Source organism: Arthrobacter endolithicus, assembly GCF_026627425.1.
Classification (GTDB): Bacteria; Actinomycetota; Actinomycetes; order Actinomycetales; family Micrococcaceae; genus Arthrobacter_M.
The window spans coordinates 1-25558 of sequence record NZ_JAPNLH010000022.1 but is presented as its reverse complement, the minus strand read 5'-3'; the positions used below and the strand labels follow the sequence as shown (position 1 = coordinate 25558).

The following is a 25558-nucleotide window of genomic DNA, read 5'->3' as shown; positions in this document are numbered from 1 at the left end:
ACGCGTTTTGGCGGACGCCGGCACACCGAGAGGATTTCGATGGCGAAGGCAGCACCCGCGGAGCAGTTACGTTTGCTGGATTTGCAGGCACTGGACGCGAGAATCAAACAGCTGGACACCCGCGCCAAAGTGCTGCGCGAGGATCCACGCCTGACGGACCTGCACGCCGGGCTGGCCGTCGCGCAAAGCGATCTGGTGGTGCTGACCACCGAGGCCGCCGACCTTGCGCGCGAACTGACCCGGGCGGAGACGGACGTGGAGCAGGTTGCCACCCGGATGAGCCGGGACGAGGCCAGACTCAACAGCGGCACCGGGCTTTCCAAGGACCTGGTGGCTCTGCAAAAGGAACTCGAGTCGCTGGCCAGACGGCGTTCCACTTTGGAAGATGTCGAACTTGAACTTATGGAACGGCTGGAGAGCGCGTCGGCCCGCGCCGCCAAGCAGCAAGGTGTGGTGGATGACATCAGCGGATCGCTGGGGGAGATTCGGGACGAGGTTGATGCGCGGTTAACGGAGGTTTCCACGGACCGGGAAGCCGTCGTCCGGGATCGGAGCGCCCTTGCGGCATCCTTCGACGCCGCACTCTTGGCGGTCTACGAGCGTGCCCTGACTAAACGTGGGATAGGCGCCGCCCGCCTTTTCCACGGCACGTCGGAAGGCTCCGGCATGCAGCTGAGTCCCGGAGATCTTGCGGACATCCGCAAGGCGCCGGACGACGACGTCGTCATGTGTCCGGACGCGGGCTGCATCCTGGTCCGCAGCCCGGACTGGAACTGATCCGGCGGGACGGGCATTCCTAAGGGACCGGCGCTGCCCGGGAAAGCCGGCAGCCTGCATCATTTGGAAATCTGGGTGGCTGACTATGCACGGGCCAAGGCCTCGCTTAGCTGGATGTTGGAATGCGTCGGGTATTCGCTGTCGGAGGAGTGGGGCGCCGGTCCGTCGGGCGGTTCGTGGCAAGGGGAGCACGACTACATAGTGCTCGAATCCGGGCCAGACGTCGCGGCCCGGCTCCATGAGCGTCTGCGCCCCGGTCTGAACCATCTGGCCTTCAAGGCCGGGACCGTGGAGGACGTAGAGCAGCTGGCTGCGGCCGCGTAAGTCCGGAGGAACCTGCGCAGGGTCAGCGGGTGGGGTTGCGCAGGATGAGATTCAGCGCATGGGATTTCCGCTGCGTCCCGGGGACCAGTTCGGCCTGCCAGCGGTCGTGAAACTCCGGAGCAGACACGACCGTCAACAGCTGCTCGGGAGTTCGCGGGGATCTGCCGGGGCGCACCAGTAGCTCGCGGGCCAGCTCGCCGCGGGTGTGCTTGGCAAAATGTGACACCACGGTGCGCTTCCCGTCCCGCTCCTGGAACACATTCACGGTCACCGTCTGCGCGGCCGGGGGCGTCCAGGCCGCCGCATACGTGCTGGACCGGCAGTCAATCAGCAGCTGACCGGCGGTAAATTCCGTCATCGCAGCGGCCAGCCGTGGCCTCCAATACGCGGCCAGCCTGCCCAGACCCGGCAGACTTACGGCCATTGAAAGGCGGTACGCCGGGATCCGGTCTGCGAAGCCGATCACGCCCCACAGGCCGGACATCACGACGACAGACTCGTCCGCTTTCCGGCGCTGTGCCGCGGTCAGTGACCGGTAACCCAGGGCATCGTAGAGCACGCCGGAATACACCGAGTGAGCGGCCGCGGCGGGTTCGGTCCCCAGCCGGATGTTGCGGGCCACCTCAGCACCCAACGATGCCCCAACGCCTAGGTGCAGCAGTGCATTCTCCGTCGCCGAGACCTGGGCCAGGGCGTTCATCACCTCCGAGCGCGCAGCGTTCAGCACCGGGAAATGCAGCTCGTCAAGCCGGATGGCAGCGCCGGTGGTAACAGGAGTCTTGCCCTCGGAAGGCGGAAGCAGGATGCGCACCCGTTGAGCCTAGCGGCTTGGCAGGCCCCGGCCGCACGGGGTGATCCTGCACACTTTCGCCGCTCCCGCGGGTTTGGCCGCGACCATCTCGTTTAGAATGATTAGTAGATCGGGCGGCCCGCAGGACTTGCCGCCCTTCAGAACCTGCGGATACCCGCGGGGTCAACTTCCCTGGAACGTACGGCAATCCGCGCCGCGTCCCAGGGTGCCGTGCTTCGCAGTATCGGAGCCCGGCGTGCGGCCGGCACCGAAGGCGTTTCCGGTTGGGACAGGAAAGGGAAGCTGTGAAGCAGATCGTCGATACAACTCTGGATGTTTGGATCAAGCGCGAGGCTTTGGCCGAGGACATGATCTCACTGATCGGCCGCTTGTACCGGGAAAACAACGTGGTCATTTCGGTCCATGGCCGCTCGCTGATCAACCAGTCCGCGATCAGCGTCCTTAAAGCCCACCGCTTCGCCCGCCATGTGGACGACGTGGAACTGCGCCCGGAGGAAACTCTGCCGCTGCTGCAGGCCCTCAGCGCACTCAAACTTGGCCCTGCGTCGATCAACTTGGCAAAGCTGAACCTGCTCTATGCCCAGGAGGGTGCCGGCCGGACGCGGGAGGAATTCCTGCGCACAGAACTGGCCGACGTCGTCGACCGCCAAGGCATTGACGAGCGCACCAGCACAGACGTCGTCCTGTATGGTTTTGGCCGGATCGGCCGGCTGTTGGCACGGATCCTGATCGAGCACGCCGGTGGCGGCGACGGACTCCGGCTGCGCGCCATTGTGGTCCGGCGCGGCTCGGACCAGGACCTGATCAAGCGTGCCAGCCTGCTGCGCCGCGACTCCGTGCACGGACCCTTCGTTGGCACCATCACCGTCGATGAGGAACAGAACACGATCCTGGCCAACGGCACCCTGATCCAGGTGATCTATTCGGACAATCCGGCCACTATCGATTACACCGCCTTCGGCATCCATGACGCGCTTGTGGTGGACAACACCGGCCGCTGGCGCGATGCCGAGGGGCTGTCCCAGCACCTGCTCAGCCGCGGCGCTGCCCGCGTGCTGCTCACCGCGCCCGGCAAGGGCGAGCTGAAAAACGTAGTGCACGGCATCAACCACGGGGTGATCAGCGCTGCGGATAAGATCATCACCGCCGCCTCCTGCACCACTAACGCCATTACCCCAGTGCTCAAGGCTGTCAATGATGAGTTCGGCATTGTGCACGGGCATGTGGAGACGGTGCACTCGTTCACCAATGACCAGAACCTGACGGATAATTTCCACAAGGGGGACCGCCGCGGCCGTTCCGCTGCACTGAACATGGTGTTGACCGAGACCGGTGCGGCCAAGGCCGTTGCCAAGGCGTTGCCGGAATTGGCCGGGAAACTGACCGGCAACTCGATCCGCGTCCCCACTCCGGATGTCTCGATGGCGATCCTGAACCTGACGCTGGAGCGCGGGACCAACAAGGAAGAAATCAACACCTACCTGCGCAATATGTCGCTGCACTCGGACCTGCACAAACAGATCGACTTCATCGATTCGCCCGAGGTAGTGTCCACGGACTTTGTTGGCTCGCGCCGGGCGGGAATCGTGGACGGTTTGGCCACGATCAGCACGGAGAAGCATCTGGTCCTGTACGTCTGGTACGACAACGAATTCGGCTACAGCTGCCAGGTGGTCCGGGTGATGGAGGAAATGGCCGGAGCGCATCCGCCGGCCTTCCCCGCAGTGGACCGCGCCCGACCCTTGGCTGGCTCCGTCCACTAGGCAAAGAGCCCGGGACGACGACGACGGCTGCGGCGGCAGCGTGCCGCCGACCCCTTGACGACGACGGCGGCAGCGTGCCGCCGTCGTCGTAAGCTTCGCAGTGCCGGCACGTCCGGTTGCGCAGGTGCCCGGCGTGCCCGGCGGGACAGTAGACTGTATAGCTGGATGGGTTGGCTAGGCGGCCGCGCGTCACGCAAGTGGCTCGAGGAACGTCCGGGCTCCGCAGGGCAAGGTGGTGGGTAACACCCACTCGGGGTAACCCGCAGGAAAGTGCCACAGAAAACAGACCGCCGGCCGGCAGCATGGAAACATGTGCGCAGGCAGGTAAGGGTGAAACGGTGGTGTAAGAGACCACCAGTTCCCTGGGCGACCAGGGAAGCTAGGTAAACCCCACCGGGAGCAAGGCCAGACAGGGCATGTTTGAGGGCTGCCCGCCCAAGTGTCCGGGTAGGCCGCTAGAGGGCGTCGGCAACGGCGTTCGTAGATGGATGGCCGCTACTCCCGCATCGGTAACGGCGCGGGATGACAGAACCCGGCGTATCGGCCAACCCATCCACCCCCCCCCGGACAATTTAGCGCGTATTGTCCGCACCGAATATCGGGAATGCGCTCCAGCGGGTCAAAACGCCCTCCCTGCGCAATTGGCACACTCCAGATGCGGGCTGTGGATACCTCCGGCGATGTCAGCGCTGTGGCTTAGTGTTGGTGTCAGACCAACACTTTACAGGCATGCAGGCAGCGGCGATGTCACCACGAATTAAGGTAGCGCGGTCCCCGCGACCGGCACGCGCTCCCTGGCGCAGCGCGGCTTGGGTTCGCTGGCGCACCCAGCGACGGCGACCACGCGCGCTTGCCGTTGCCGTGCCGGTGTTTGCGGCATTGGTGGCATTGCTTGCGGCCCTCTACGCCTGGGGACCGCTGAACCCGGTCTCCGCCGCACTCGCTGGTCAGGGTCCGTTGGTGCTGGAGCCGGGATGGGCAGGGTCGGGGAGCCCGGTGATTCGGGTGAAGCCGGCACTGGCGTTGAGCGTACTCGATGTCCTGCAGGTGCAGGGCCGGGCACCGCGGAACACCTATGATCGGCTCGCCTTCGGTGAACCATGGCTGGACATGGACCGCAATGGCTGCGATACGCGCAATGACATTCTGGCGCGGGATCTGACCCAAAAGCAGCTGGTCAAGGCGGCTGGATGCCAACTGGGCTCGGGCCAACTGGCGGATCCATATACGGGTCGAGAGCTGGATTTCAACAGAGGGCCGCACAGCAGTAAGGCCATCCAAATCGATCACGTGGTGGCGCTGGGTAATGCTTGGCAGACCGGCGCCCAGCAGCTCACGGACGAACAGCGGCAGAGCCTGGCCAATGATCCCCTGAACCTGCTGGCGGTGGATGGGCCAACCAACGTGCAAAAAGGCGACGGCGACGCTGCGACCTGGCTTCCCCCGAACAAAGAGTTCCGCTGCCGCTACATAGCCCGTCAGGTCTCGGTGAAGGCAGCCTATCGTCTGTGGGTGACACCAGCGGAGAAGGACGCGATGACGCGCGTCCTGACGTCCTGTCCACGACAGCCGACACTGGAGTCCGGCTATGTGCCCTAAGAGGCCGCTGTATGGCTTCTGGAAAGGCCAGTGGGGCAACCATTGGGACGACAGATGAAGACTGGCGGGAAGGCTGCGGCGGGGTGAAATGGCGGCGTGACAAAAACGGTGGGATGATGCCTGTATGAGCAAAATTCAGCACGTAGACCCCGTCAAGTCCGCCCAGGACAACTTGGATGAGGCCAATCGGCAGCTCACGCAGGCCCAGCGTGACTACACCAAGGGGACCATCGATCAGCGTAGGCTCACGCAGATCGAGGACCTCCGCACTACTGCGGCGCAGGATCTGCAGCGCGTGATGAAGGAGAACTAGGGCAGGGCGTCCGCAAGGCCAGCGTTCGCCTAAGGTACCTGGTAGCCCTGCATCGCGCTGCGGCTTTGCGTCCCGATCACCGCGAGCATCAGGTCGGGATTGTTTTTCTCTACCCGGCGGAGGGCCCAGACGTCGTTGAACAACGCCAAGTATTCGCCGTCGGAGCGGAGCAGGACCTCGGCACCGTGCACCAGACCGAGCGTCGCGACGGCATCCGCCGTGGTGAGCCGCGCCAGCGAGTAGGGGAGACGTTCGAACCGCATGGGCGCATTGAATTCGTTCGTCATTCGGTCCTCTACCACCTCAAACTGCATGGGGCCGACGGCGGCGAGAACCGGCGCCTGATCACCGCGTAGATCCGAACGCAGGACCTGAATGACACCCTCATGCTCGAGTTGGTCGATGCCGCGCCGAAACTGCTTGTACCGGCTCGGATCCTTGGACCGGGCGACCTGGAAATGTTCCGGGGCAAAGAGCGGGATGGCTGGGAACTCGACGGAATCTTCCAGGTAAAGGCTGTCTCCCACGCGTAGTGCGGAGGCATTAACGAGGCCGACGACATCCCCCGGGAACGCCTCGTCAATCACCTCGCGCTCGCGTCCGAAAACCTGCTGGGCGTATTTGGTCGCAAAGGACTTTCCGGTGCGGGACTGCGTCACGACCATGCCGCGTTCAAAGATCCCGGAACAGACCCGAACGAACGCCACGTGGTCCCGGTGCGCCTGGTTCATTCCGGCCTGGACCTTGAAGACGAAGCCGGAGAAGGCATCGGCTACCGGGCGAAGCTGGCCAGCAACGTCGGGGCGCGGCGCGGCCGGAGGAGCGAAGTCCACCAGTGTATCGAGCAGTTCCTTGACGCCGAAGTTCAGCGCAGCGGAGGAGAACAGGATGGGGGTGCCTTTGCCGGCATAGAAATTCTCCGGGTCAAAGGGCAGGTTCGAATCCTTGACCAGTCCGGCCTCGTCCACCGCGTCTGTCCAGACGTCCCCTTCACTGGCTGCGGCTTCTTCCGGAGTGTAGTACTCGGTCAAAGCGATGCTGGCGCCGCTGTTGTTGCGGGTGAAGCGGACAAAACGATCCCGCTGCAGGTCCCAGACTCCGCGGAAATCGCCGGCAATGCCGACGGCCCAGGTCAGCGGCATCGGCAGCAGGCCGGTGCGCTCGGTGATCTCGTCCATCAGCGCCAGGGTGTCCAGCCCGGGCCGGTCCCATTTGTTGATGACGGTAATAATGGGCAGACCACGTTGGCGGCACACCTCGAACAGCTTCATGGTCTGGGTTTCCAGCCCCTTGGCGGCGTCCACCAGCATGACGGCACAGTCGACGGCGGCAAGCACCCGGTAGGTGTCTTCGGAGAAATCCGCGTGGCCGGGTGTATCCAACAAGTTGATGACAGTGTCCCGGTAGGAGAACTGGAGGGCGGCCGAGCTGATCGAAATACCGCGGTCTTTTTCCATCTGCATCCAGTCGGAAATCGTATCCTTGCGGTTCGATTTTCCGTTGGTGGCTCCGGCCGTGCCGATCACCTTGGCGTGCAGGGCCAGGGCCTCGGTGAGCGTGGACTTTCCGGCATCCGGGTGGGAAATTACAGCGAAAGTGCGCCGACGTGCGGCCTGCCCGTTGATCTTAGCGGCGCGGATCTCATGGGCGCGGTCGGGGGAGATGACGTCTTGGGACACTGTGCTTCTTTCGCGGCTCGGTTGGTGTGGCAAGATGCCGCCCAAACAATCAAGTTTACCGCAGCCGGCATCGGCCGCTGGTGGGCGACGTCAGTCCGTCGTCAGGGCAGCTCCAGGTAGCCGAACCCGAGCTGCCAGCAGCCGCCGTCGTCGATCCTCTCCAGCACCATCCGCTGCAGCGAAGTGCGGCGCGGCAGCGAAGCCAGCTCCGGGTCACTGCTGCGCGTCCGGAAGGTGAAGTAGACAGCGTCAGTGGGCGCATCGAGCGGGTGACCGTACGGCGTAAATCGGTTGGCGAACCGGACAATGTTTGAGTCCGAGTCCAGATAGCCCGCAATATAGGGGTCGAGCAACCATGACGCGCAGTCGGCAATCCGCACGGGCTGATCCGGGAAGTGCCGGGTAAAGAACGGCCGGGCCAGGTCCAGACTGGCGTGCACGGTCTCCGGATCCAGGCCGCCGGATTCCGGAATGTGGATGCCCAGCCGCCAGTCGCCGGACTCTGCACCGGGAATCCCGCCTCCCGCGGCGGGCACCGCGCCGCGGTGCAGCAGGTACTGCAGGCGCCCTAGCTGGTAGAGGCGTCCGGTGAAGTGATGGATCAGCCAGGTGTGGGTATCCATGCCGAAGCGTCCGTGCACCCGGCGGTTGATCTCCAGATTGCGGCCCACATCGGCCAGCGTGGCACGGCTGACCTCATCCGCAATGCCGCGCTCGGCATGCCAGCACAGGAGCTCTGGGGTGAACCTGAGAAAGGCCTCGATCCAGTCTGTTTCATCGGCCTGCACCAGTACCGGCAGTTCGCTGACACCCGCGCAGAGGCTTGTACGCAGCGCGGCGATGACCTCGACGGCGGCCGGGCCCGGGGTGCCTTCCAGCAGCTGCACGCAGGCCGCGCGGTCCGCCGCCGCCACGGCCAGATAATCCAGGATCGGTTCGGTGGTCAGCAGCGCAGCGTCCATCATGGTCTCCAGCCTATCCGCCCGGTTCATTGACCGAGGCCTGACGCTGAAATGTCAGTGTCCGAACGGGTCCGGATCCACGCCGGGCAGCCAGCTCAGCCCCGGCACGCCCCAGCCCTGGTCCTTGGACAGCCGCCTGGCCTTGCGCCGGTAGCGGTCGGTGAGACGGTCCACGTAGAGCTTGCCGTCCAGGTGGTCGTATTCATGCTGCATGCAGCGGGCAAACCAGCCGGTGGCCTCGAATTCGAGCAGCGCCCCCTGAGCGTCGAAGCCGGTGAGCCGGGCCCATTCGGCCCGTTTGAGGGGGAAATGCTCGCCGGGGACGGACAGGCAGCCCTCGGTTTCCTCCTCCGGATCAGGGATTTTCCCGGAAATCTTGCCGAGCGAAATCGATGGGTTCACCAACACGCCGCGGTCGGGGACGCCGTCGTCGTTCTCCATCTGATAGGTGAAGATCCGCAGACCAACACCGATCTGCGGGGCGGCCAGGCCGACGCCGTTGGCAACGTCCATGGTCTCAAACATGTCCGCGATCAATCTCTGCAGCTCGCCGTCAAAAGTCCTGACCTCCTCCGCGCGACGATGCAGCACAGGTTCGCCCCAAATGGTGACGGGATGAACGGTCATTGGGCAATCCCGCGGCCAACGAGGTCGCGCATGATCTCGTTGGTCCCGCCGAAGATGGTCAGCAGCCGTGACGCCAGGAAGGCCTGCGCCACCGGGTATTCCAGAATGTAGCCGTAGCCGCCGTGCAGTTGCAGGCAGCGGTCCGTGATCGATTTGACCCGATCGCTGGCCCAGAGCTTCGCACGTGCCGCAGATGCCGCGTCCAGCTCGCCGTCGTTGAACGCCAGCATGGCCCGGTCCACGTAGCCCTCGGTGACTTCAACCTCGGTCAGGATGTCCGCCAGCACGAACCGGCTGTTCTGGAAGTCGATGATCCGCTCACCGAAGGCGTTGCGCTCCTTGGCGTAGGTTACGGTCGCTTCATAGACGGAACGGGCGACGGCGGCGGATGCCACCGCGATGGCCAGCCGTCCCTGCGGAAGCGCGGCGGCGGCGTACTCAAGGCCGTTGCCCAGCTCGCCGACCAGATCGGCATTCGGGACGCGGACGTTGTCGAAGAACAGCTCGGCCGTATCCGAGGCCTTCAGCCCCATCTTGTCCAGCTGCCTGCCGGTGCTGTAGCCGGCACCCTTGGCGACCATGAACAGCGAATAGGAGTCGTGGGCACCCCTGCCGGTGCCGCCGTCGGTCCGGGCCAGCACCAGTGCTGCGTCGCCGGAAATGCCGTTGCCAATGAAAGTCTTTTGACCCGAAATCAGCCAGTCATCCCCGTCCCGCACGGCTTTTGTGCGCACGCCGCGCAGATCCGAACCGGCGCCGGGCTCGGTCCAGCCTACCGACGTGACAATTTCCCCGGACACCATACCCGGCAGCCACCGGCCCTTCAGCTCCTCCGAGCCGAAGGCCAGCAGGTGCGGAAGGACCATGTCGTCGTGCAGATGAAAGGCCAGGCCGACGGCGAGATGGTTGGCTTTGGCGAACTCCTCGTCCAGAACGGCGCGGAAACGGTAGTCCGTCATGCCCATCCCGCCGAAGTCCTCGGGTACCGCCAGCCCCAGCAGCCCCTGTTCACCCGCAGCGGTCCACAGCTGGCGGGACATCATATGGTCCGCGTCCCACTGGGCGTAGTGCGGAGCAACCTCGCGGGCGTTGAACTCCTGCGCCACCTCGCGGAACAGCTCGTGGTCTTCCTCATAGAGTTTGCGCTGCATGCCGGAGGCTCCTGTCGGATATTGACGGAAGCTTCGCTTCCGTGCGGGTATTCTGATGTCCATTGAACATGACAAAGGCCGCACCGGATAATTCCAGGGCGGCCTTTGTCGATACTTTCCTTGGGGTGAGATACGGGGGTTGAACCCGCGACCTCCTGGACCACAACCAGGCGCTCTGCCAACTGAGCTAATCCCACCATGTGCCTCTACAGTTCCGGCGGACCGGAGCGGATAAGGCAACGGCAAATAGTCTACCTGCTCTTGAAGGGTGCTGGTGACACGGACCCGACGTCGGCACGCGTACATACCCTAAAAAGGCCGGATTTTCGGCGATTTTCGGGTGCGAAAAGTCCGAAAGTCATGCCTTGTCAGTCCCGGTATTGCTGCGAAATCCGTTTCGCGGTGGCAGAATCCGGGCCCGGGGCCGGGACAAAGACCGCCTCGCGGTAGTACTTGAGTTCGTTAATCGAGTCCTGGATGTCACCGAGCGCGCGGTGGCCGCCGGTCTTGGGCGGCGACTGAAAGTAGGCGCGGGCGTACCAGCGGCGGGAGAGTTCCTTGATGGTGGAAACGTCGATCACCCGGTAATGCAGATGTTCGACGACGGCAGGCATGTCGCGCGCGAGGAACATCCGGTCCGTTCCCACGGAGTTGCCGCCCAGCGGGGCCTTATTCGGTTCCGGAACGTACGTTTTGATGTACGCCAGGACCTGTTCCTGCGCTTCGTCCATGGACATGCCGTGCGGGAGCTCATCGAGCAGCTTCGAGGTGGTGTGCATGTCCCGGACAAAGTCACCCATTTGTGCCAGGGCCTCGGGCTCAGGGCGGATGATGATGTCCAATCCCTCGCCAAGAACGTTCAGCTCGGAGTCTGTTACCAGCACTGCAACTTCAATGAGGGCATCCGCCAGCAGATCCAGACCCGTCATCTCGCAGTCGATCCATACAATGCGTTCGTTAGTTATAGGCACCAGTCAAATGTACCGTCTGGGCGCTGCGGTCCTTTGGCCGGAAGGAGCAGGTCACGGTGCGTTTTATCCGGGGTGGGGCGACACCCCGGTGCTAAAATGGCTATGCAATTGACTCCACCCGAACTCCCTTCTACCAGCTGCGGACAATCGCCCTCGGGCACCAGAGGATTTTAGACAGATGACGGCAGGCGATTCGCGTATGGGCAGGGGCGGCCAGCCGACAGCCTTGCAGGCAGCTGCGGGCACCGCAGCTGGCGCGTCCAGCCCTGGGCCGAAGGCCTACGTCGCCACCGTCCAAGGGTTTATCGGGTCCCTGATGATGTTCGTTGGCTCCATCGGTGCCGGCTGGATCGCCAATGGATCACCGATGGTCCGCAACCCGGTGGTGATCGCTCTTCGCACCGAGGGCTGGGGGGTCACCACGTCCACCCTATTGCTCACGGTCGGAGCCATGTTGTTGATGCGCTCCTGGCTTCGGTTGGGTCAGCGGCTGCAGCATTGGGGGCCCGGTGCGTTGCGCTCGGTGGTCATAGCGGTCGGGGCGTGGTCCGCGCCGATGCTGTTCGCTGTTCCGATCTTTTCCCGCGACGTCTACGCCTATACGGGGCAGGGGAGGCTGATGTTGGAGAACCTGAACCCTTACACCACGGGGATCTCCACCCTCAGCAATTGGTTTGCCCTGGGTGCCGATCCGGCGTGGGCGGAAGCCAAGACCCCCTACGGGCCCTATTTCCTCTGGCTCGAGCGGGCCGTCGTGCAAATTACCGGGGCCCAGCCGGACTTCTCGGTTTTCCTGTTCCGCCTGCTGGCCGTGGCCGGCGTCGGCCTTTGCGTGTTGTATGTTCCCAAGCTGGCCCGGCTGCACGGGCTCAGCGGCGCCCGCGCCCTTTGGATATCGGTGGCGAATCCGCTTTTCTTGATCAGTTTCGTCGCTAGCGCACACAACGATGCGCTGATGGTGGGCCTCGCCGTCGCCGGTACCTACTTTGCTGCCACTAAACATCCCGGATGGGGGATTTTGCTGGTGACGGCCTCCATCGGTGTTAAACCGATAACGGTCTTGCTGCTGCCGTTCATCGGCCTTTTGTGGGCCGGTCCGGCCGCTTCGCTGGGCCGGAAGTTTTTCTATTGGGGCGCGACGGCGGCGATCAGCTTCGGGGTGCTGGCGCTCAGCGGCATTCCCTACAACCTCGGCCTCGGCTGGGTTTGGGCCATCCTGGATCCCACACCAGGTTTCACCGGGTACTCGCCGTCGGGCTTCCTTGGCCAACGGGTGGGTGAGCTGGCGAATCTGCTGGGGCTGCATGGCGGGATGCTGGCATCGCTGCTGCGGATGGTGCTTAAATGGGCAGGTGTGGGCTTGGTGGTCCTGCTGATGTTCCGCGGCGACTACGCAAAGCTCATCCGTCGGATGGCCCTGGCCTTCGCGGCCGTCGTGATGCTTTCCCCCATCATTCAGCCGTGGTACGTGCTATGGTTCATCCCTTTCCTGGCCGTCACCGGTATCCGCAACGACTGGCAGATCAAATCGCTCTACGTGGTCATCACGTTCTTTGTGGTGTTTGGTGCCCAGGACCAGCTCTCCGTCTGGTCCTTTGTCCGGCTTCCGGTCCATGCCTCGACGCTGGCATATGTGGTGGCACTGGCGTTCATCGTCTATCTGCTGTTCGTGGACGTACACACCAGAAAGCTCCTGCTGCACAGGGGCTTTCGGAGACTACTCCTCGGCCGGAAGGGGGCTGCGGGCCAAGCCGGGTACGGGACAGACATATCGGATGGGTGGGAGGCCGTGCCCGGGGAAGCACCGGCCACGGCGGCCATGGCTCTGGTTCCAGTCAAGGTTAGGCCCTCGGCGGAGGCGGGGGCCGGACCCGCCGCCGGCACGATGCCTCCGGCCGAGGCGGGGCACGCGGGCGGCACAACGCGGGACTGAGTAGGGCCGCTGTGGACCAGGACCCCTGCTGAAGCAGCAGCGCCAGTCCTCAGCTGGTGCGTCAGCAGGGGGCAGAGGGAACAACGAAGGCATCCCGATGGGCTCAGCCGGGGTCAGCCCGCGGGGGTGGAGACCGTTCCTGCTACGGGCCGGGGCCTGAGCGCCAGCTCCACCGTGCGTCGAATGGACCAGTACAGCAGAACCACCAGCAGCACATTGCGGGCCGTCAGCACCGCAGCCATGGCTGGATTCGCGTGGATCAGCGGAGTGTAAAACAGCGGATAAATCACGAATGTGGTGACGGCGATGGCCATCAGCAGTGCGGCGGGAACCTTCCACCGCTCCCAGTCATGCGTCAGCCCTGCGATGATGACCGGTGCCAGCCAGATGATGAACTGCGGTGAGCCCACCTTGTTGAAAACAATAAATGCGGAAGTCATCATCAGCGCACCCTCAAGGAACAGTTCCTCCCGTTCGGCGCCCTTGCGCAGCGCCCACACCATCAGCAGTGCCGCCACCATCGCCGCGAGCAGGAACAGCGGCTGCATCATCACGGCAGCGGTCGCCGCGCCGGGGCCGTAGACCTCGGTTGAATTGATGGCGAGATTGTCCGCTATTTTTGCGCCACCAATATGGAAAACGCTCAGCCAGACCCAGGGCGTAGAAAAGGTGGCTTCCAACTGCATCCCGCGTTCGCCCTGGTTGGTGAGGAAATCGAACAAATGCTTCCCGCCGCCGGCCAGGAAGGTGCCCAGTACCACTACGGCGCTGACCAGCGCTCCGGTGGCAAGGATCTTCACCCGCTTCCTGCTGACAATGACAATGGGTGCGATCACCGCCGCGGGCCAGACCTTGATCCAGGTGGCGATGCTGAGCAGGACGGTGGCCACCAGCGGCCTTTTGGCAGCGAAGAGCAGTGCCACCAGCACGATTGGGGCGGTAATACCCTCCACCCGGGCAAAGCTCAAATATCCCAGGAACACGGTGAATGCAAGCCACCACCAGGCTGGAGCAATGCCGCTGACCCGTCGCGTGCCGCGCGTCAGGTAGGCCATCGCCGCGGCATTGAGCACCGTAATGATGAGCATCCAGATCAGCAGGTAGACGTGTGGGCCGGCAATGTTGGCCAGGAAGATGGGAATCTGGGCCAGCACCGGGTAGACCCAAGGGCTGATGTTGCCTTCCAGGTCCGGCGGATTGAAGCCAGCCAGGGCCCACTGCCGGTACTGCTCCGTGTCGCTGAAGGTGGTGCCGTGGATAACGAATGACATCATCCAGGCAAGGAAATACAGATGGACCACGGCAAAACCCCACCAGACACTGGTAGGTCGTGCAAACCACGCCACCGCGGCCGGCGGCAGCAGTGCCGCGCGGAAACGAAGCAGCAGGGCAAAGAATTTTACCGAAATCTTAGAACTCCTTGACGGCGTCAACAGGTTTTTCGGCCCGTTTGCCCAGCACGTAGAGCCGACGGACGGACCAGCAGAACAGCACGACCAGCAGCACGTTCCGGATGGTCAGCACTAGCGCCATCACCGGGTTGTTGTGGCTCAACGCGTCATAAAACAACGGGTATACAAAGAAAGTGGCCACGGCAATGCCAATCAGCATGACGGCAGGCACGCGCCATTCCCTCCAGCAGTGCGCCAGCCCGACGGCGACGGCCGGAGCCAGCCAGACCATGAACTGAGGGGAGCCGACCTTATTAAAGACGACGAACGCCGTCGCCATTGTCAGTGAACCGGCCAGCAGCAGCTCGGTACGGTCCGCGCCGCCGCCCTGGGCACCATGGCGGTTGCCGTTATGCAGCGCCCAAAAGATCAGTCCGGCCACCAGGAGCGCGGCAACAATGAGCAGCGGCTGCATCAGGTAGGACATCAGGGCCGTCCCTGGCCCGTCGACCTGCATGGAGTTGATGTCCGTATTCATGTACATCCGTGTGCCGCCGGCGTTCAATACGGACAGCCAGAGCCATGGCGTGGTGAACGTCGCTTCCAGCTGCATGCCGCGGTCGCCTTGTTCGGTCAGGAAGTGGAACAGCTTCGGCAGGACGCCCAAGGACAGTGCCGCTGCCGCCACCAGGGCAGTGACCAGAATGCCGGCGGCCAGTACGCGAAGGCGCTCCTTCACGACCGTGAAAAGCGCCAGCACGACGGCGGCGGGCCAGACCTTGACCCAGGTCGCGATACTCAGCAGCACGGACGCCACGAACGGGTTGGCGACGCCGTAGACGAGCGCAATGAGCACGATCGGGGCCGTGAGACCGTCCACTCGGGCAAAGCCGAGCCAGCCCATCAGGAGAACGAAAACCAGCCACCACCAGGCAGCCGGGATGGCCCCTCGGTTCCTGCCCCAGCTGGTGAGCTTGCCCACCGCGAGTGCGTTCAGGACGGTGATCATCAGGACCCAGATCAACAGAAACAGACCCTTGCCCGCGATCCCGGCGATTGCAATGGGCAGCAGCGCCAGGATCGGATAAACCCACGGGCTTGGCCCTCCGGAGAGGTTCTCGTCCCGGAAACCTGCAGCGGCCCATTCACGGTAGATAAAGGTGTCACTGAAGGCTTGGCCCTGCAGCACCCAGATCATCATGAAGCCGATAAAAAACAGGTGGATGGCAATAAATCCCCAGAGAAGGCCGCGGGGGCTGTTCAGCCGCGCCGCTGCCGCATCGGGGAGAATCCGTTGCCGGGCCCGCGTCAAGGCGCCGAAAAATGAGTCGGTAGAAATGTGAGCAGTCCTTCTCGAAAGATAGCGTGTCAGATATGGCGCGCAGACTAATGCCGCAGACGCCGCCCGCAGATGAGGCGGCAGAGGGTTGTTGCCCCTTGATATTACCGCAGGACACCGCCGGGCCCGCTTTCGCGTCAGCCGCCGGTGTTAGAATCACGGTGATCCAAAGGTTATCTTCGAATAGCGGGATCAGCCGCAATCTTCCAGCCGTTCGTTGCCTGTTTTAAGCCACGCACATGGCAGAGCCGTTAAAAACAGCGCATTTCCTGACCGAAGAGGACTGTTCTTCCATGTTGACCGACAAACCGCGCCGGGCACAGTCAGCGGACTCCGCGGACGCCCCGGTGAACGGCCGGCCGGCGGGAATAGCCGCTCGTCTGGCCGCGTGGTCGCACAAGGGCGACGCCGGCGCTCCCGGGTCCGTGAAGATCGCCCTGTGGCAGGGCTTTGTCGCCGCAATGCTGATGTTGCTGGGATCGATTGGCGTCGGCTGGCTTGCCACGAGCTCGACGCTGATCCGCGTTCCGGTTTTCATCGCTGCGCGGACCACTCCCTTAGGGGTCATTACCTGTACGGTGCTGCTTTGTTTTGGGGCCCTCTTGCTGGTCCGGTCATGGTTGCGGCTGGCCCAGCGGGTGGGTGCCTGGGACGCGTCGGCCCGGCCGGTGCTGTTCAAAGCGCTGTTGCTCTGGGGGCTGCCGCTCCTGCTTGCCCTGCCGTTGTTCAGCCGGGATCTCTATGCCTATATTGGGCAGGGCCGGCTGATGAGTCAGGGGTTGAACCCTTACACCAACGGGATATCGGCGCTGAACAACTATTACCAGCTCGGCCCGGATACGCTCTGGACCGAAGCGCCCACTCCCTATGGGCCGCTCTTTCTGTGGATAGAGCAGTTCGCCGTGTGGGTCGGGTTCGGGATCCCGGAGATTTCCTTGCTGGCTTTCCGGCTGGCCGCCGCTGCCGGGGTCGTACTGCTGGTGGTTTTTGTCCCAAGGCTGGCGGCGCTGCACGGGGTCAACCCGCAGAGGGCCCTCTGGTTGACCGTGCTTAACCCGGTCCTGCTGATTAACTTCGTCGCGAGCGCGCACAATGATTCGCTCATGCTGGGTCTAGTCGTGGCGGGTATATATTTCGCCGCCACCAAGAAACCCCTGCTGGGAATCGTGCTGATCACCGCTTCCATAGCCGTCAAACCGATCACACTGATTGCCTTGCCGTTTGTTGGCCTATTGTGGGCCGGGTCCGGCGCCGGATGGCGGCGAAAGTTCAGCTGCTGGGCCGGAACGTTTGTTCTATCAATGGGCCTGTTGTGGGTTGCCGGTGCGGTCAATGGCCTCGGATTCGGCTGGGTAGCCGCCTTGCGCACCTCCTCAACCGTCTGGATCTGGTATGCGCCCATCGGGTCGCTGGGCGCGGTGCTGGGATTCTTCACCGACCTTCTCGGCGGCCCGGGGGAAGCAGCGACATCAGTCGTGCATCTGATCGGAACCGTGCTGTCTGTTCTCGCCGTCGTTTGGCTGGCGTTCCGCGGCACGGCCGGAGCCAACTTCAGCGCAACCGTCCTGCGCCGGATGGCGTGGGCGTTTGCCGCCGTCGTCCTGCTGGCGCCGATGATCCAGCCGTGGTACATGGTTTGGCTGCTCGTGTTTTTCGGCCTCACCGGCATCAAGGAAAACTGGCAGCTGCGCATGGTGCTGTTCCTGACCGCGTTCTTTATGCTGGTTGCGCTGACCGACCAGCTGAGCGTTTTCCAATGGATCCCGATCGGCGTTGTCCGCGCGGTGGCCATTGTCGTTGGAGTGTCCTTCGCGCTGTATATGGTTTTCTTCGACCGGAAAACCCGGGTGCTATTCCTCCGGCCCGCGGAACTGCCCTAACTCCGACTGCTGGGCCAAGGACGGCAGCGGGGTTGACGGCACCGGTGGGCCGTGATGTGCTGGGCCGTACCGGATGGTCAGGCAGCAGGCCAGCACCGGGCCGCGTTGACAGCACCGTTCGTCCCGCCCACGGTTGGAGACACCTCATGGCACCGGAAATGACAGGCCGCCCACCCCTCCCCGCAGAGCTTGAATCCCTACCAGCTCCGGCCACACGCCGGTATCTGCCGCCGGGTCACTTTCGGGACGAAGACCCGGCCAATGATTATGCCGAGGTAACCGCCATAGAGGTTGACTGGGACATCGAGGATGAGTTCCTGGACGGCGAAGAAAGCGTTCTCCGCCGGTAACGGCGGTGCCCACCGGACAGGGCCTCTCGGGCCGGACCCCATCGGGCCGTACCCCATCAGACCGGGCCATACCGGACCGGACCCTACCGGCCGAAGGGCCGTCAGGAAGTGACCATGAGAATTGTCGTCATCGGCGCCACCGGTCATGTGGGCAGCTACCTGATTCCGCGGCTTGTCGGCGCGGGACATGAAGTTCTGGCGATGAGCAGGGGGCTGCGGTCCCCGTACCGCGCGGACCCGGCATGGCAGCAGGTGGTGCGGATAACCGCAGACCGCGAGGCGGAGGACGCGGCCGGCACTTTCGCCGGCCGGATAGCGGATCTGAAAGCCGACGTCGTCGTCGACATGGTGTGTTTCACGCCCGAGTCGGCCCGGCAGCTCGTGGAACCGCTGCGCAGGAGCGGGACCATGCTGCTGTCCTGCGGGAGCATCTGGGTGCACGGGCCAGCGGCGGAGGTGCCGGTAACGGAGGACGCGCCGCGCCATCCCCTTGGCTCCTACGGCATCGGCAAGGCGGCCATTGAAACGGTTTTACACGACGAATCCCGCAGTCGCAACCTTCGCTCAGTCGTTTTACATCCGGGACATATCAGTGGGCCGGGATGGCCGGTGATCAATCCTGCGGGAAATCTGGATCCCGGCATCTGGCAGCGGCTGGCGGCGGGCGAGCGCGTCACGCTGCCGAACTTCGGCCTCGAAACGGTGCACCACGTCCATGCCGACGACGTTGCCCAGGCCTTCACGCTCGCTCTGGACCCGCCGCCGTCGGCCATCGGTGAAAGCTTCCACATCGTTTCCCCACGGGCGCTGACGCTTCGCGGCTTCGCGGAGGCGGCGGCCCGCTGGTCCGGGAAGGAAGCGAACCTTGAGTTTGTGCCGTTTGAGCAGTTCCGGCAGATGACCTCCGCCGGGCACGCCGACGTTACCTACGAGCACATCTCGCGCAGTCCCTCCATGAGTATCGCCAAGGCCGCGCAGTTGCTGGGCTACGTGCCGCGGTACACGTCCCTACAGGCCGTTGCCGAAGCGGTGCGGTGGCTCCGCGACGCCGGGCAGCTGGCCCGAACACCCGGCGCCGACAGCCATTGACGAGCTGGCCGGGCTTGCGTTCGGTCCCATCCATCAGGTGCACGCCTGGAACAACGATCAACTGTGGTGAATTCCTTGGCCGGCCAGCACGGCGCGGTACCCTTCCCGGTAGCTCGGGTAAGCAAGCTCAAAGCCAGTGCTGCGGAGCAGTGCGTTGCTGCAGCGCTTGTTGGCGCGTGGGGCCGCGTTAGTGGCACTGGCCGCCCCGGCTTCCTTCGGCGGCATCCGCTGGCCAAGTTCAGCGGCCAGAAAACTCAGTACCTCGCCCAGTTCCGCCGGGCAGTCATCGGCGCCGATATACGTGTTGGCCGGCTCGGTCACGCCGGTTGTCAGATGGACAATGGCGGCAGCTGCGTCATCGCGGTGGATGCGGTTGGTGAACTGCGGCTGGTCCGGGCGCCTGGCGGTGCCCTTGCGGACCTGATTTATCAGCATCGTCCGGCCCGGTCCGTAAATCCCGGCAAGGCGGAGTACGACGGCGTCCGGTTGCCGTGCGTGCAGCAGTTCCTCCGCCGTCCGCAGCACCCTGGCGGTCGCCGTCGTCGGCTCCGCTGCTGTGCTCTCGTCGATGTAGCCGCCGCCGGAATCCCCGTACACAGCGGTGGAGGAGATGAAGAGAATCCGAGCGGGCCGGACGTCGTCGCGGTCCAGTGCATCAAGGACATTGGTCAGCACATCCACGTAGGCGGCCTGGTACGCTTCCACCGTTCGTTGACTGGCAGCCGCCGCGACGACGACGATGCGGGTTTCGGGCGGAACCGGCGGCAGAGCCTGCGTTAGGTCCACAGCGGAGCCTTCGATGGCGGCGGGAAGGTTTTGCGGATGGCGGCGCCAACCCAAAACTCGATGGCCGGCAGCGGCGAAGCGTAGTCCTGCCTCGGTGCCCAAATCACCACATCCCGCCATAAGCACCGTCATGTAGGACAGTCTACGGTGATGGGCGGCAACCCGACGGGCCCAACCCGTCCATCGTGGGTCTCTTCGACGCTGTAAGGTGACGCTCAATGGCCTACCAAGGGAGTCCCCGCGTGAAACGCACGTTCACCGTTTCAGAGAGCATCCTCATCCGCGCTGATCCCTTTTCCCTCTACGAACGGATCAGCGATGTCACGCGGATGGGACAGTGGAGCCCGGAGAACTTAGGCGCCACTGTCCACTGTGGACAGACCGGCGGTGGCGGCAGCGAAGTCGAACACGAGGGCGGCGTGGCGGCGGCATATGTGGGGATGGTATTTGACGGGCGCAATAAACGCGGGCGTTTCGGCTGGACTACGCGATGCACTGTCACGGCTGCTGACCCCGGTCTGCGCTTCGAATTCAGGGTGCACGCTATCGGCGCAAAAACTCCCCGCCTGCGCGGACCGATCGCGACCTGGGAATACCGCTTCGAAGCAGCGGATACACTGACCCGCGTTACGGAAAGCTGGACTGACGATAGGCGTGGATGGCCGGACCTGCTGGCCAGGGGCTTTGACGCCGTTGTCACCGGTGGCCGGACATTTGCCCAGTTTCAAAGCGGGAATATCAAGAAGACGCTGAAGACCTTCAAGGCCACCGTGGAGGCGTGATTCCGGTCCCCGACTGGTAGCACTTGGTCAGCTGGGAGTGTTGGAATGGCTGCCCGCAGGCCGGCAACAACGGGACATTTCGCGGCTGGCGAATTTACGGCTGGCGGAGTACGGCTGGTGGAGTACGGCTGGTGCTACGGCGGGGTAAGAATACCCGGAATACCGAGTATTTTGCCGGAACTACCTATGGCATGCCCCGTCCGGACCAGTCAGAGTTCTGTGTGATGAGCCGGAAAAGCGCCCCGGTGCGGATGCGGGCAGCGCAATAATTCGGCGAGGGAGAGGGGCCGGTTGTCGTGTTGCTTCCAGGAAATGTCTCTATTGCGTGCATCACGCCGGCCCGGCGCCGTCGATATCGTCCCGAAGCCGGCCTTGCAGGCACGGTGTGCCTGGTGGTGCTTGCGCTGATCTTGGCGGTGCTGGTTCCGGCCAGCCCGGCCGCGGCCCTACAGCCCGGGAACCAATCCGTGGTGGTCAGCGATCAGCCGAACAAGACCACCCCGCACGTATTGGACGGCTACGTCAGCGGCTTCGCCCAGGTCGGCGACACCGTCGTCGTTGTCGGCAACTTCAGCCAGGTACGCACCCAGGCCAGCACCACAATCCTTGCGCGGACGAACATCTTTGCTTTCAACTTTTCCACCGGCAAGATCACTTCCTTCGCTCCCGCCGTCAACGGTGAGGTCATAGATGTGCTCGCCGTCGGCGGCACCAGCAACCAAGTATGGATCGCCGGCGGATTCTCCACCGTTAACGGCAGCACCCAGCGCGCCGTGGCCAAGCTCGACGTCACCACCGGAGCGCGGGACACGAGCTTCAAGACGCCAGCCTTCGACGGGCGCGTCCATCAGGTTATGCAGCGCAACGGCAAGCTCTACCTCACCGGCCGGTTCAACAACGTTGCCGGCAAGCCCTGGCCCCTGCTCGCGGCCGTTAACCCGGTCACCGGTGCACAGCTGCCGGAGGTCCGGCTGGACATCAGCGGACCCCGCAACGGCGGAGCCCTCTCCATCCTGCGGGCAGACATCACCCCTGATGGGTCCAAGCTGGTCGCTGTCGGCAACTTCACGGTCGTCAACGGCGCCTCACGCACCCAAATCTTCATGGCGGATCTCACCACGTCCCCGACGTCCCTGTCGAACTGGTCCACCACCCGGTTCGAACCGCTGTGCAACACCAAGTTCGAGAGTTACATGCGCGACATCGATATCTCGCCGGACGGCACGTTTTTTGCGGTCGCCACCACAGGCTCCTACTACGCGAACACCATGTGTGATGCGAGTTCGCGCTGGAACATCGTCACCACGGGTGCTAACCAGCAGCCGACCTGGATCGACTACACCGGCGGCGACACCATCACCCGGATTGCAGTCACCAGCGCCGCTGTTTACGTCGGCGGACACTTCAGCTACCTCAATAACCCGTTCGTCGGCGACGCCGTCGGACCCGGCGCCGTCAACCGTGAAGGACTGGCGGCCCTGGATCCACGCACTGGCATACCGACCACATGGAATCCAGGCCGCACCCGCGGCTACGGTGTCTACTCCTTCTGGGCCACAGATGCCGGACTGTGGATCGGCAGCGACACTGACCGGATCTCTGGCTACCAGTACCACGGGCGGATGGCGTTCATGCCCGTAACCGGGGGGTTCGCCATGCCGCCGGAAGCGGCGGGACAACTGCCGGGAACCGTCTTTGCTGCGGGCGGTGCCAAGGATGACAAGGGCCGCACACTGCCGCCCGCCTCGCTCGTCCGCAGGGAGTTCAGCGGCGCCTCCGTCACCTCTTCGAGCAATCTCTCCACCAACACTGACTTCTCCACCGTGCGCGGGCTGTTCATGCTGGACGGCAAACTCTACTCGGCCCGCTCCGATGGAACGCTCCGGGCCCAGACCTTTAACGGCACCACACTGGGCACTGCCAGCACCATCGAGCTAAACAACCTGCCGGCCTTCGTTGCAGACCTGCAGGTCATGACCTCGATGTTCTACGACCGGGTCACAGCAAGGCTCTATTACACCGTCTCGGGAAGCTCGAATCTGTACTACCGCTACTTCGAGCCGCAGAGCACCATCATCGGTGCCACTCGATTCACCGCCTCGAACGGCTCCAAATTCGCCAGCACCCGCTCCACTTTCATTGACGGCACCAGAATTTACTTTGGGGATACCACTGGTGCTCTCACCCGGTATACCTGGAACTCCGCCTCTGGTGTAGTGGTGAGCGGCACAGGTGTCGTAGTCTCGGGTCCCGCAGTCGACGGCATCAACTGGGCTGCCCGGGACAGCTTTATCTACGCAGGCACAGCACCATAGCTCTAAAGACGACCCTCGGCCTGCAACAAGGCACCGACCGGGCCTACCTGGCCGAGAACTACTCTGCCGTGAGTGATCGAAACGGCCGAACCAAGCGACGGATCCGGCTGGTTGACCGACCTGCCGTTCGGGTTCTCACGGCAACGCTGCCGCCGTCGGCCGCTTTGACGGTGCTGACCTCGACGCCGGCGCGACGGGAGGCTTTGAACGCAAACCAAGCCAGCGGCCGGCGTTGACTTTTGTCGTAGACCCGGTGCGGCACCCTCCCTGACGCTTCCACACCGTATCCGGCGGCAGCCATTACGCTCGGCAGCAGGACACGGGTCGCCTCCGCATAACCACGCGCCGACGGGTGCAACCGATCGGGGGAAAACATCAGTGCAGGTTCCATCCGAAACGCCGGCCCGACTAAATCGCCCAGCGAAACCGTCCGGCCACCGTTGCGCAGCACCACTATCGTCTGGCCCGTTGCCAGCAGCCGACTGACCCAATGGGCAAGGAACCTCAGGGGTTGGGGGATCGGACCCACGGTACCCATATCCGGGCAGGTACCCACCACCACCTGGCAGCCAAGCCGCCGTAGTTCCCGCACCGTGCCGGCCAGCGACGAAAGAGCAGCATCAATTCTGCGCAGGTGCAGGACGTCATTACCGCCGACGATAATGAGGGCTACATCCGGATAAATGCCAGCTCTGCACACCTGCGCAAGCTGGGTCGGAAGGTCGGACGATTCGGCGCCGAAAACGGCGAAATTCTGCAGCTTCACTGGGCGGCCGGCCGCCGTTGCCAGCCCGCTGGACAGCAGGACGCCTACGGTCTCCTCGGGCGTCCCGACCCCGAACCCCGCCGCCAGAGAATCACCGAGCAAGGCAAGCGTGATCAAATCCTCATCGGCTCCGCTTCCGAACAACTGCGCTGGCCTGAGGATATTGACCGGTCCCCTTGGCATAAGCCGCCGAGCGGCGAGCAGTCCTTCCGCTGCCGTCAGGATTCCGGCGGCCGATACGGCTGCAAAGGCTGCAAGGCCTGCCGCGCTGCCGGCCTTCAGCACGGACCGGCGGCTGACCCGGCGCCACACACCCGATGCCTGGAACGGCCGATCTGGCCGGGACCTGACAGGGGCGCCGTCGGGGGCATCTGGCAACCGCAGGATATTCATGATCGCTCTTCTACAAAGACAGCAACATCAGGCATGCAACAGCTTTCAGCGTAACGGCTCCGCTACGCCCTAACATTTGGAAAAGAGAGCAATCTCACGCAACCGAAGCCGGTACGCTAAAGATCATGGCTGCCTACCCTTTGCCCCCGACCACGGAACGTCTGAAATTACGTCGTTTCACCGGAGCGGATCTTGACCCGTTTTTCGCCTACCAGTCGCTCCCGGAGACCGCTCGCTATCTGCTGAACGAACCCCGGTCCTATACCGAGTGCATGGCTCGAATCGCCATGTACGTGGACTCCGGCTTCGACAAACCCGGGGACTGGGCTTCGTTCGCCATTGAAAGAGCGGACGAACCCGGCTTTGTGGGCGAAATCGCGCTGAAATGGGACCTTGGTGCGGAAGCCCAGCCGAAGACGGGCGAGATCGGCTGGACCCTTATCCCCGATGCACAGGGCAACGGTTTCGCCACCGAGGCGGCGGCAGCCGTCCTGGAGTTGGCGTTTGGTCAACTGAACTTCCACCGCGTCCAGGCAAGATTGGACGAGCGCAACACGGCCTCTGCGGCAGTTTGTAAACGTTTGGGTATGCGCAGGGAAGCACTCTTGGCCGAAAACTATTTCCTGAAAGGCGAATGGACCAGCGAACTGATCTACGCCGTGCTGGCGAAGGACTGGAGACAGTCCGAGGCTCCTACCATTCGTGCTTTTCCTGAGTAATCCCGTAGGGAACTTCTGCGCTGACGGCGACCGTGAACGAGTCTGAAGCATGCCGGGTGATCAGAACGCCGTGGCGGTCCCGCATGGCTTTTTCGCGTGTCATGTCGACGGCGGCATTAAGTTCCGCATCCATGGTGGCTTTGTCTGTGACCTTGACCCGAAAGGTGAGATCAGTGGCTGTTTCAATCATTGTGACTTCCGTATTCGCTGGTCGTGTCGGCATAGGTCGGTGGACCGCAACGCCAAAATCTTCTGTGTCCAAGGCGACGCTGTGGAAGGCAAAAGAAGGCCCGCTTCGAAACGGGCCTTTAAAAGCTTGCAGCAGTCCAGCACCAAATGCAAATGCAGCAGTGTCCCGGCGATCAGCACGGCGGTAGGATCGGGGGGCTTTCAGAAACAGCCGAGTTACTCCTTTGGCACATAGCGAATGGCCGGAAAAGTTTTTCGAAATTCTTTTCCGCAGGGGCCGGTTTTGGGGTCTTTTTGTCCTGATGATGTCAGTGCCTGCTCGTAGCCTTGTAGTAGTTGGAGATCAGGGGGATTTCCCGGTTTTTGCTGGTACGGGTTGCTGGTGCAGGTTGCCGGGTTTGGGTTGCTGGGTTTGTGGGTTGAGGGTGGTGGGTGGGCGTGGAGATTGATCGGGAGAATCTGGCTCAGGTGCTGGCCGCGATCACCGCGAAGTATCCGCGCCGGGTCCAGCGCGCAGGCCTGGGCTCCGGCGCTGTTCCCGGGCCTGTTCCCGGGACCGGTCAGCCCGAGGGCAGCGGCGCAGCGAACCCGGCCACTCCCGCTGCTCCTGCCGATCCTGTAAAGCCGGCCGCGCCCAAGGTTCCCTATG

The 25558-nt window shown here is 63.5% G+C and carries 23 protein-coding genes, 1 tRNA gene, 1 other RNA gene and 1 pseudogene; 14 read left to right on the top strand and 12 right to left on the bottom strand.

The window, feature by feature from the left end; genetic code table 11:
* The first annotated feature begins 39 nt into the window (after positions 1-39).
* Together OS914_RS15660 and OS914_RS15655 are read left to right on the top strand one after the other, a co-directional pair.
* Positions 40-777, top strand: coding sequence for a zinc ribbon domain-containing protein (locus tag OS914_RS15660; protein WP_267546991.1), 738 nt, complete (start codon positions 40-42; stop codon positions 775-777).
* A 75-nt stretch (positions 778-852) separates the two neighbouring features.
* Positions 853-1101, top strand: coding sequence for a VOC family protein (locus OS914_RS15655; RefSeq protein ID WP_267546990.1), 249 nt, complete (start codon positions 853-855; stop codon positions 1099-1101).
* A gap of 22 nt (positions 1102-1123) precedes the next feature.
* Here OS914_RS15655 and OS914_RS15650 read toward each other — a convergent pair whose 3' ends face one another.
* A complete protein-coding gene (locus tag OS914_RS15650; protein ID WP_267546989.1) occupies positions 1124-1912 on the bottom strand; it encodes a YaaA family protein in 789 nt (262 codons plus the stop codon).
* A gap of 284 nt (positions 1913-2196) precedes the next feature.
* Between OS914_RS15650 and OS914_RS15645 the strand changes: the two genes are divergently transcribed.
* The 4 genes from OS914_RS15645 (at position 2197) to OS914_RS15630 (ending at position 5587) form a co-directional block, all read left to right on the top strand.
* A complete protein-coding gene (locus OS914_RS15645) occupies positions 2197-3675 on the top strand; it encodes a glyceraldehyde-3-phosphate dehydrogenase (protein WP_267546988.1) in 1479 nt (492 codons plus the stop codon).
* Positions 3676-3841: 166 nt separating this feature from the next.
* An RNA gene (gene rnpB / locus OS914_RS15640) (RNase P RNA component class A) lies at positions 3842-4231 on the top strand.
* A 188-nt stretch (positions 4232-4419) separates the two neighbouring features.
* On the top strand, positions 4420-5274 hold the full coding sequence (locus tag OS914_RS15635) for an HNH endonuclease family protein (RefSeq protein ID WP_267546987.1): 855 nt from the start codon (positions 4420-4422) through the stop codon (positions 5272-5274).
* A 124-nt stretch (positions 5275-5398) separates the two neighbouring features.
* The gene (locus OS914_RS15630) at positions 5399-5587 is read left to right on the top strand and encodes a hypothetical protein (RefSeq protein ID WP_267546986.1); all 189 of its coding nucleotides are present in this window, start codon (positions 5399-5401) and stop codon (positions 5585-5587) included.
* A gap of 29 nt (positions 5588-5616) precedes the next feature.
* Here OS914_RS15630 and OS914_RS15625 read toward each other — a convergent pair whose 3' ends face one another.
* The 6 genes from OS914_RS15625 to orn all read right to left on the bottom strand — a co-directional run bounded on the left by OS914_RS15625 (position 5617) and on the right by orn (position 10977).
* Positions 5617-7266, bottom strand: a complete 1650-nt coding sequence (locus OS914_RS15625) for a peptide chain release factor 3 (RefSeq protein WP_267546985.1) — start codon at positions 7264-7266, stop codon at positions 5617-5619.
* Between the two features lie 101 nt (positions 7267-7367).
* On the bottom strand, positions 7368-8258 hold the full coding sequence (locus tag OS914_RS15620; protein ID WP_267546984.1) for an acyltransferase domain-containing protein: 891 nt from the start codon (positions 8256-8258) through the stop codon (positions 7368-7370).
* A gap of 24 nt (positions 8259-8282) precedes the next feature.
* A complete protein-coding gene (gene def / locus OS914_RS15615) occupies positions 8283-8855 on the bottom strand; it encodes a peptide deformylase (protein WP_267546983.1) in 573 nt (190 codons plus the stop codon).
* Positions 8852-10006, bottom strand: a complete 1155-nt coding sequence (locus OS914_RS15610) for an acyl-CoA dehydrogenase family protein (RefSeq protein WP_267546982.1) — start codon at positions 10004-10006, stop codon at positions 8852-8854. Before OS914_RS15610 ends, def begins: the two co-directional genes overlap by 4 nt.
* A 121-nt stretch (positions 10007-10127) precedes the next feature.
* Positions 10128-10203 (bottom strand) — tRNA-His (locus OS914_RS15605).
* Between the two features lie 171 nt (positions 10204-10374).
* Positions 10375-10977 (bottom strand): oligoribonuclease, encoded by a 603-nt coding sequence (orn, locus tag OS914_RS15600; RefSeq protein WP_267546981.1) that lies wholly within the window; start codon positions 10975-10977, stop codon positions 10375-10377.
* Positions 10978-11155: 178 nt separating this feature from the next.
* Between orn and mptB (OS914_RS15595) the strand changes: the two genes are divergently transcribed.
* Positions 11156-12910, top strand: a complete 1755-nt coding sequence (gene mptB, locus OS914_RS15595) for a polyprenol phosphomannose-dependent alpha 1,6 mannosyltransferase MptB (protein ID WP_267546980.1) — start codon at positions 11156-11158, stop codon at positions 12908-12910.
* A 113-nt stretch (positions 12911-13023) separates the two neighbouring features.
* Here mptB (OS914_RS15595) and OS914_RS15590 read toward each other — a convergent pair whose 3' ends face one another.
* Together OS914_RS15590 and OS914_RS15585 are read right to left on the bottom strand one after the other, a co-directional pair.
* Positions 13024-14295 (bottom strand): glycosyltransferase 87 family protein, encoded by a 1272-nt coding sequence (locus OS914_RS15590; protein WP_420713982.1) that lies wholly within the window; start codon positions 14293-14295, stop codon positions 13024-13026.
* Between the two features lie 25 nt (positions 14296-14320).
* Positions 14321-15613, bottom strand: coding sequence for a glycosyltransferase 87 family protein (locus tag OS914_RS15585; protein ID WP_267546979.1), 1293 nt, complete (start codon positions 15611-15613; stop codon positions 14321-14323).
* A gap of 320 nt (positions 15614-15933) precedes the next feature.
* Here OS914_RS15585 and mptB (OS914_RS15580) point away from each other — a divergent pair, with 320 nt between their 5' ends.
* From mptB (OS914_RS15580) to OS914_RS15570, 3 genes are all read left to right on the top strand, one after another.
* A complete protein-coding gene (mptB, locus tag OS914_RS15580; protein WP_267546978.1) occupies positions 15934-17520 on the top strand; it encodes a polyprenol phosphomannose-dependent alpha 1,6 mannosyltransferase MptB in 1587 nt (528 codons plus the stop codon).
* A gap of 146 nt (positions 17521-17666) precedes the next feature.
* Entirely contained in the window at positions 17667-17870 is a 204-nt protein-coding gene (locus OS914_RS15575) for a hypothetical protein (protein ID WP_267546977.1), read from the top strand.
* Positions 17871-17984: 114 nt separating this feature from the next.
* Positions 17985-18959, top strand: a complete 975-nt coding sequence (locus OS914_RS15570; RefSeq protein ID WP_267546976.1) for an NAD-dependent epimerase/dehydratase family protein — start codon at positions 17985-17987, stop codon at positions 18957-18959.
* 57 nt (positions 18960-19016) lie between these two features.
* Here OS914_RS15570 and OS914_RS15565 read toward each other — a convergent pair whose 3' ends face one another.
* A complete protein-coding gene (locus OS914_RS15565) occupies positions 19017-19877 on the bottom strand; it encodes an NAD-dependent epimerase/dehydratase family protein (protein WP_267546975.1) in 861 nt (286 codons plus the stop codon).
* A 110-nt stretch (positions 19878-19987) separates the two neighbouring features.
* Here OS914_RS15565 and OS914_RS15560 point away from each other — a divergent pair, with 110 nt between their 5' ends.
* Positions 19988-20527 carry an SRPBCC family protein gene (locus OS914_RS15560; RefSeq protein WP_267546974.1) on the top strand — a complete coding sequence of 180 codons (540 nt, stop codon included), beginning with the start codon at positions 19988-19990 and terminating at the stop codon, positions 20525-20527.
* Positions 20528-20823: 296 nt separating this feature from the next.
* Positions 20824-22842 carry a hypothetical protein gene (locus tag OS914_RS15555; RefSeq protein WP_267546973.1) on the top strand — a complete coding sequence of 673 codons (2019 nt, stop codon included), beginning with the start codon at positions 20824-20826 and terminating at the stop codon, positions 22840-22842.
* A 58-nt stretch (positions 22843-22900) separates the two neighbouring features.
* On the opposite strand, the gene OS914_RS15550 is transcribed toward OS914_RS15555, so the two are convergent.
* Positions 22901-24001 (bottom strand): SGNH/GDSL hydrolase family protein, encoded by a 1101-nt coding sequence (locus OS914_RS15550; protein ID WP_267546972.1) that lies wholly within the window; start codon positions 23999-24001, stop codon positions 22901-22903.
* Positions 24002-24126: 125 nt separating this feature from the next.
* Here OS914_RS15550 and OS914_RS15545 point away from each other — a divergent pair, with 125 nt between their 5' ends.
* Positions 24127-24720 (top strand): GNAT family N-acetyltransferase, encoded by a 594-nt coding sequence (locus OS914_RS15545; protein WP_267546971.1) that lies wholly within the window; start codon positions 24127-24129, stop codon positions 24718-24720.
* Here the strand turns inward: OS914_RS15545 and OS914_RS15540 are convergent.
* Positions 24695-24910 (bottom strand): hypothetical protein, encoded by a 216-nt coding sequence (locus tag OS914_RS15540; protein ID WP_267546970.1) that lies wholly within the window; start codon positions 24908-24910, stop codon positions 24695-24697. The two genes, OS914_RS15545 and OS914_RS15540, sit on opposite strands and share 26 nt — an antisense overlap.
* A 431-nt stretch (positions 24911-25341) precedes the next feature.
* Here OS914_RS15540 and OS914_RS15535 point away from each other — a divergent pair.
* Positions 25342-25558, top strand: a pseudogene (locus OS914_RS15535) (hypothetical protein); the annotation flags it as partial.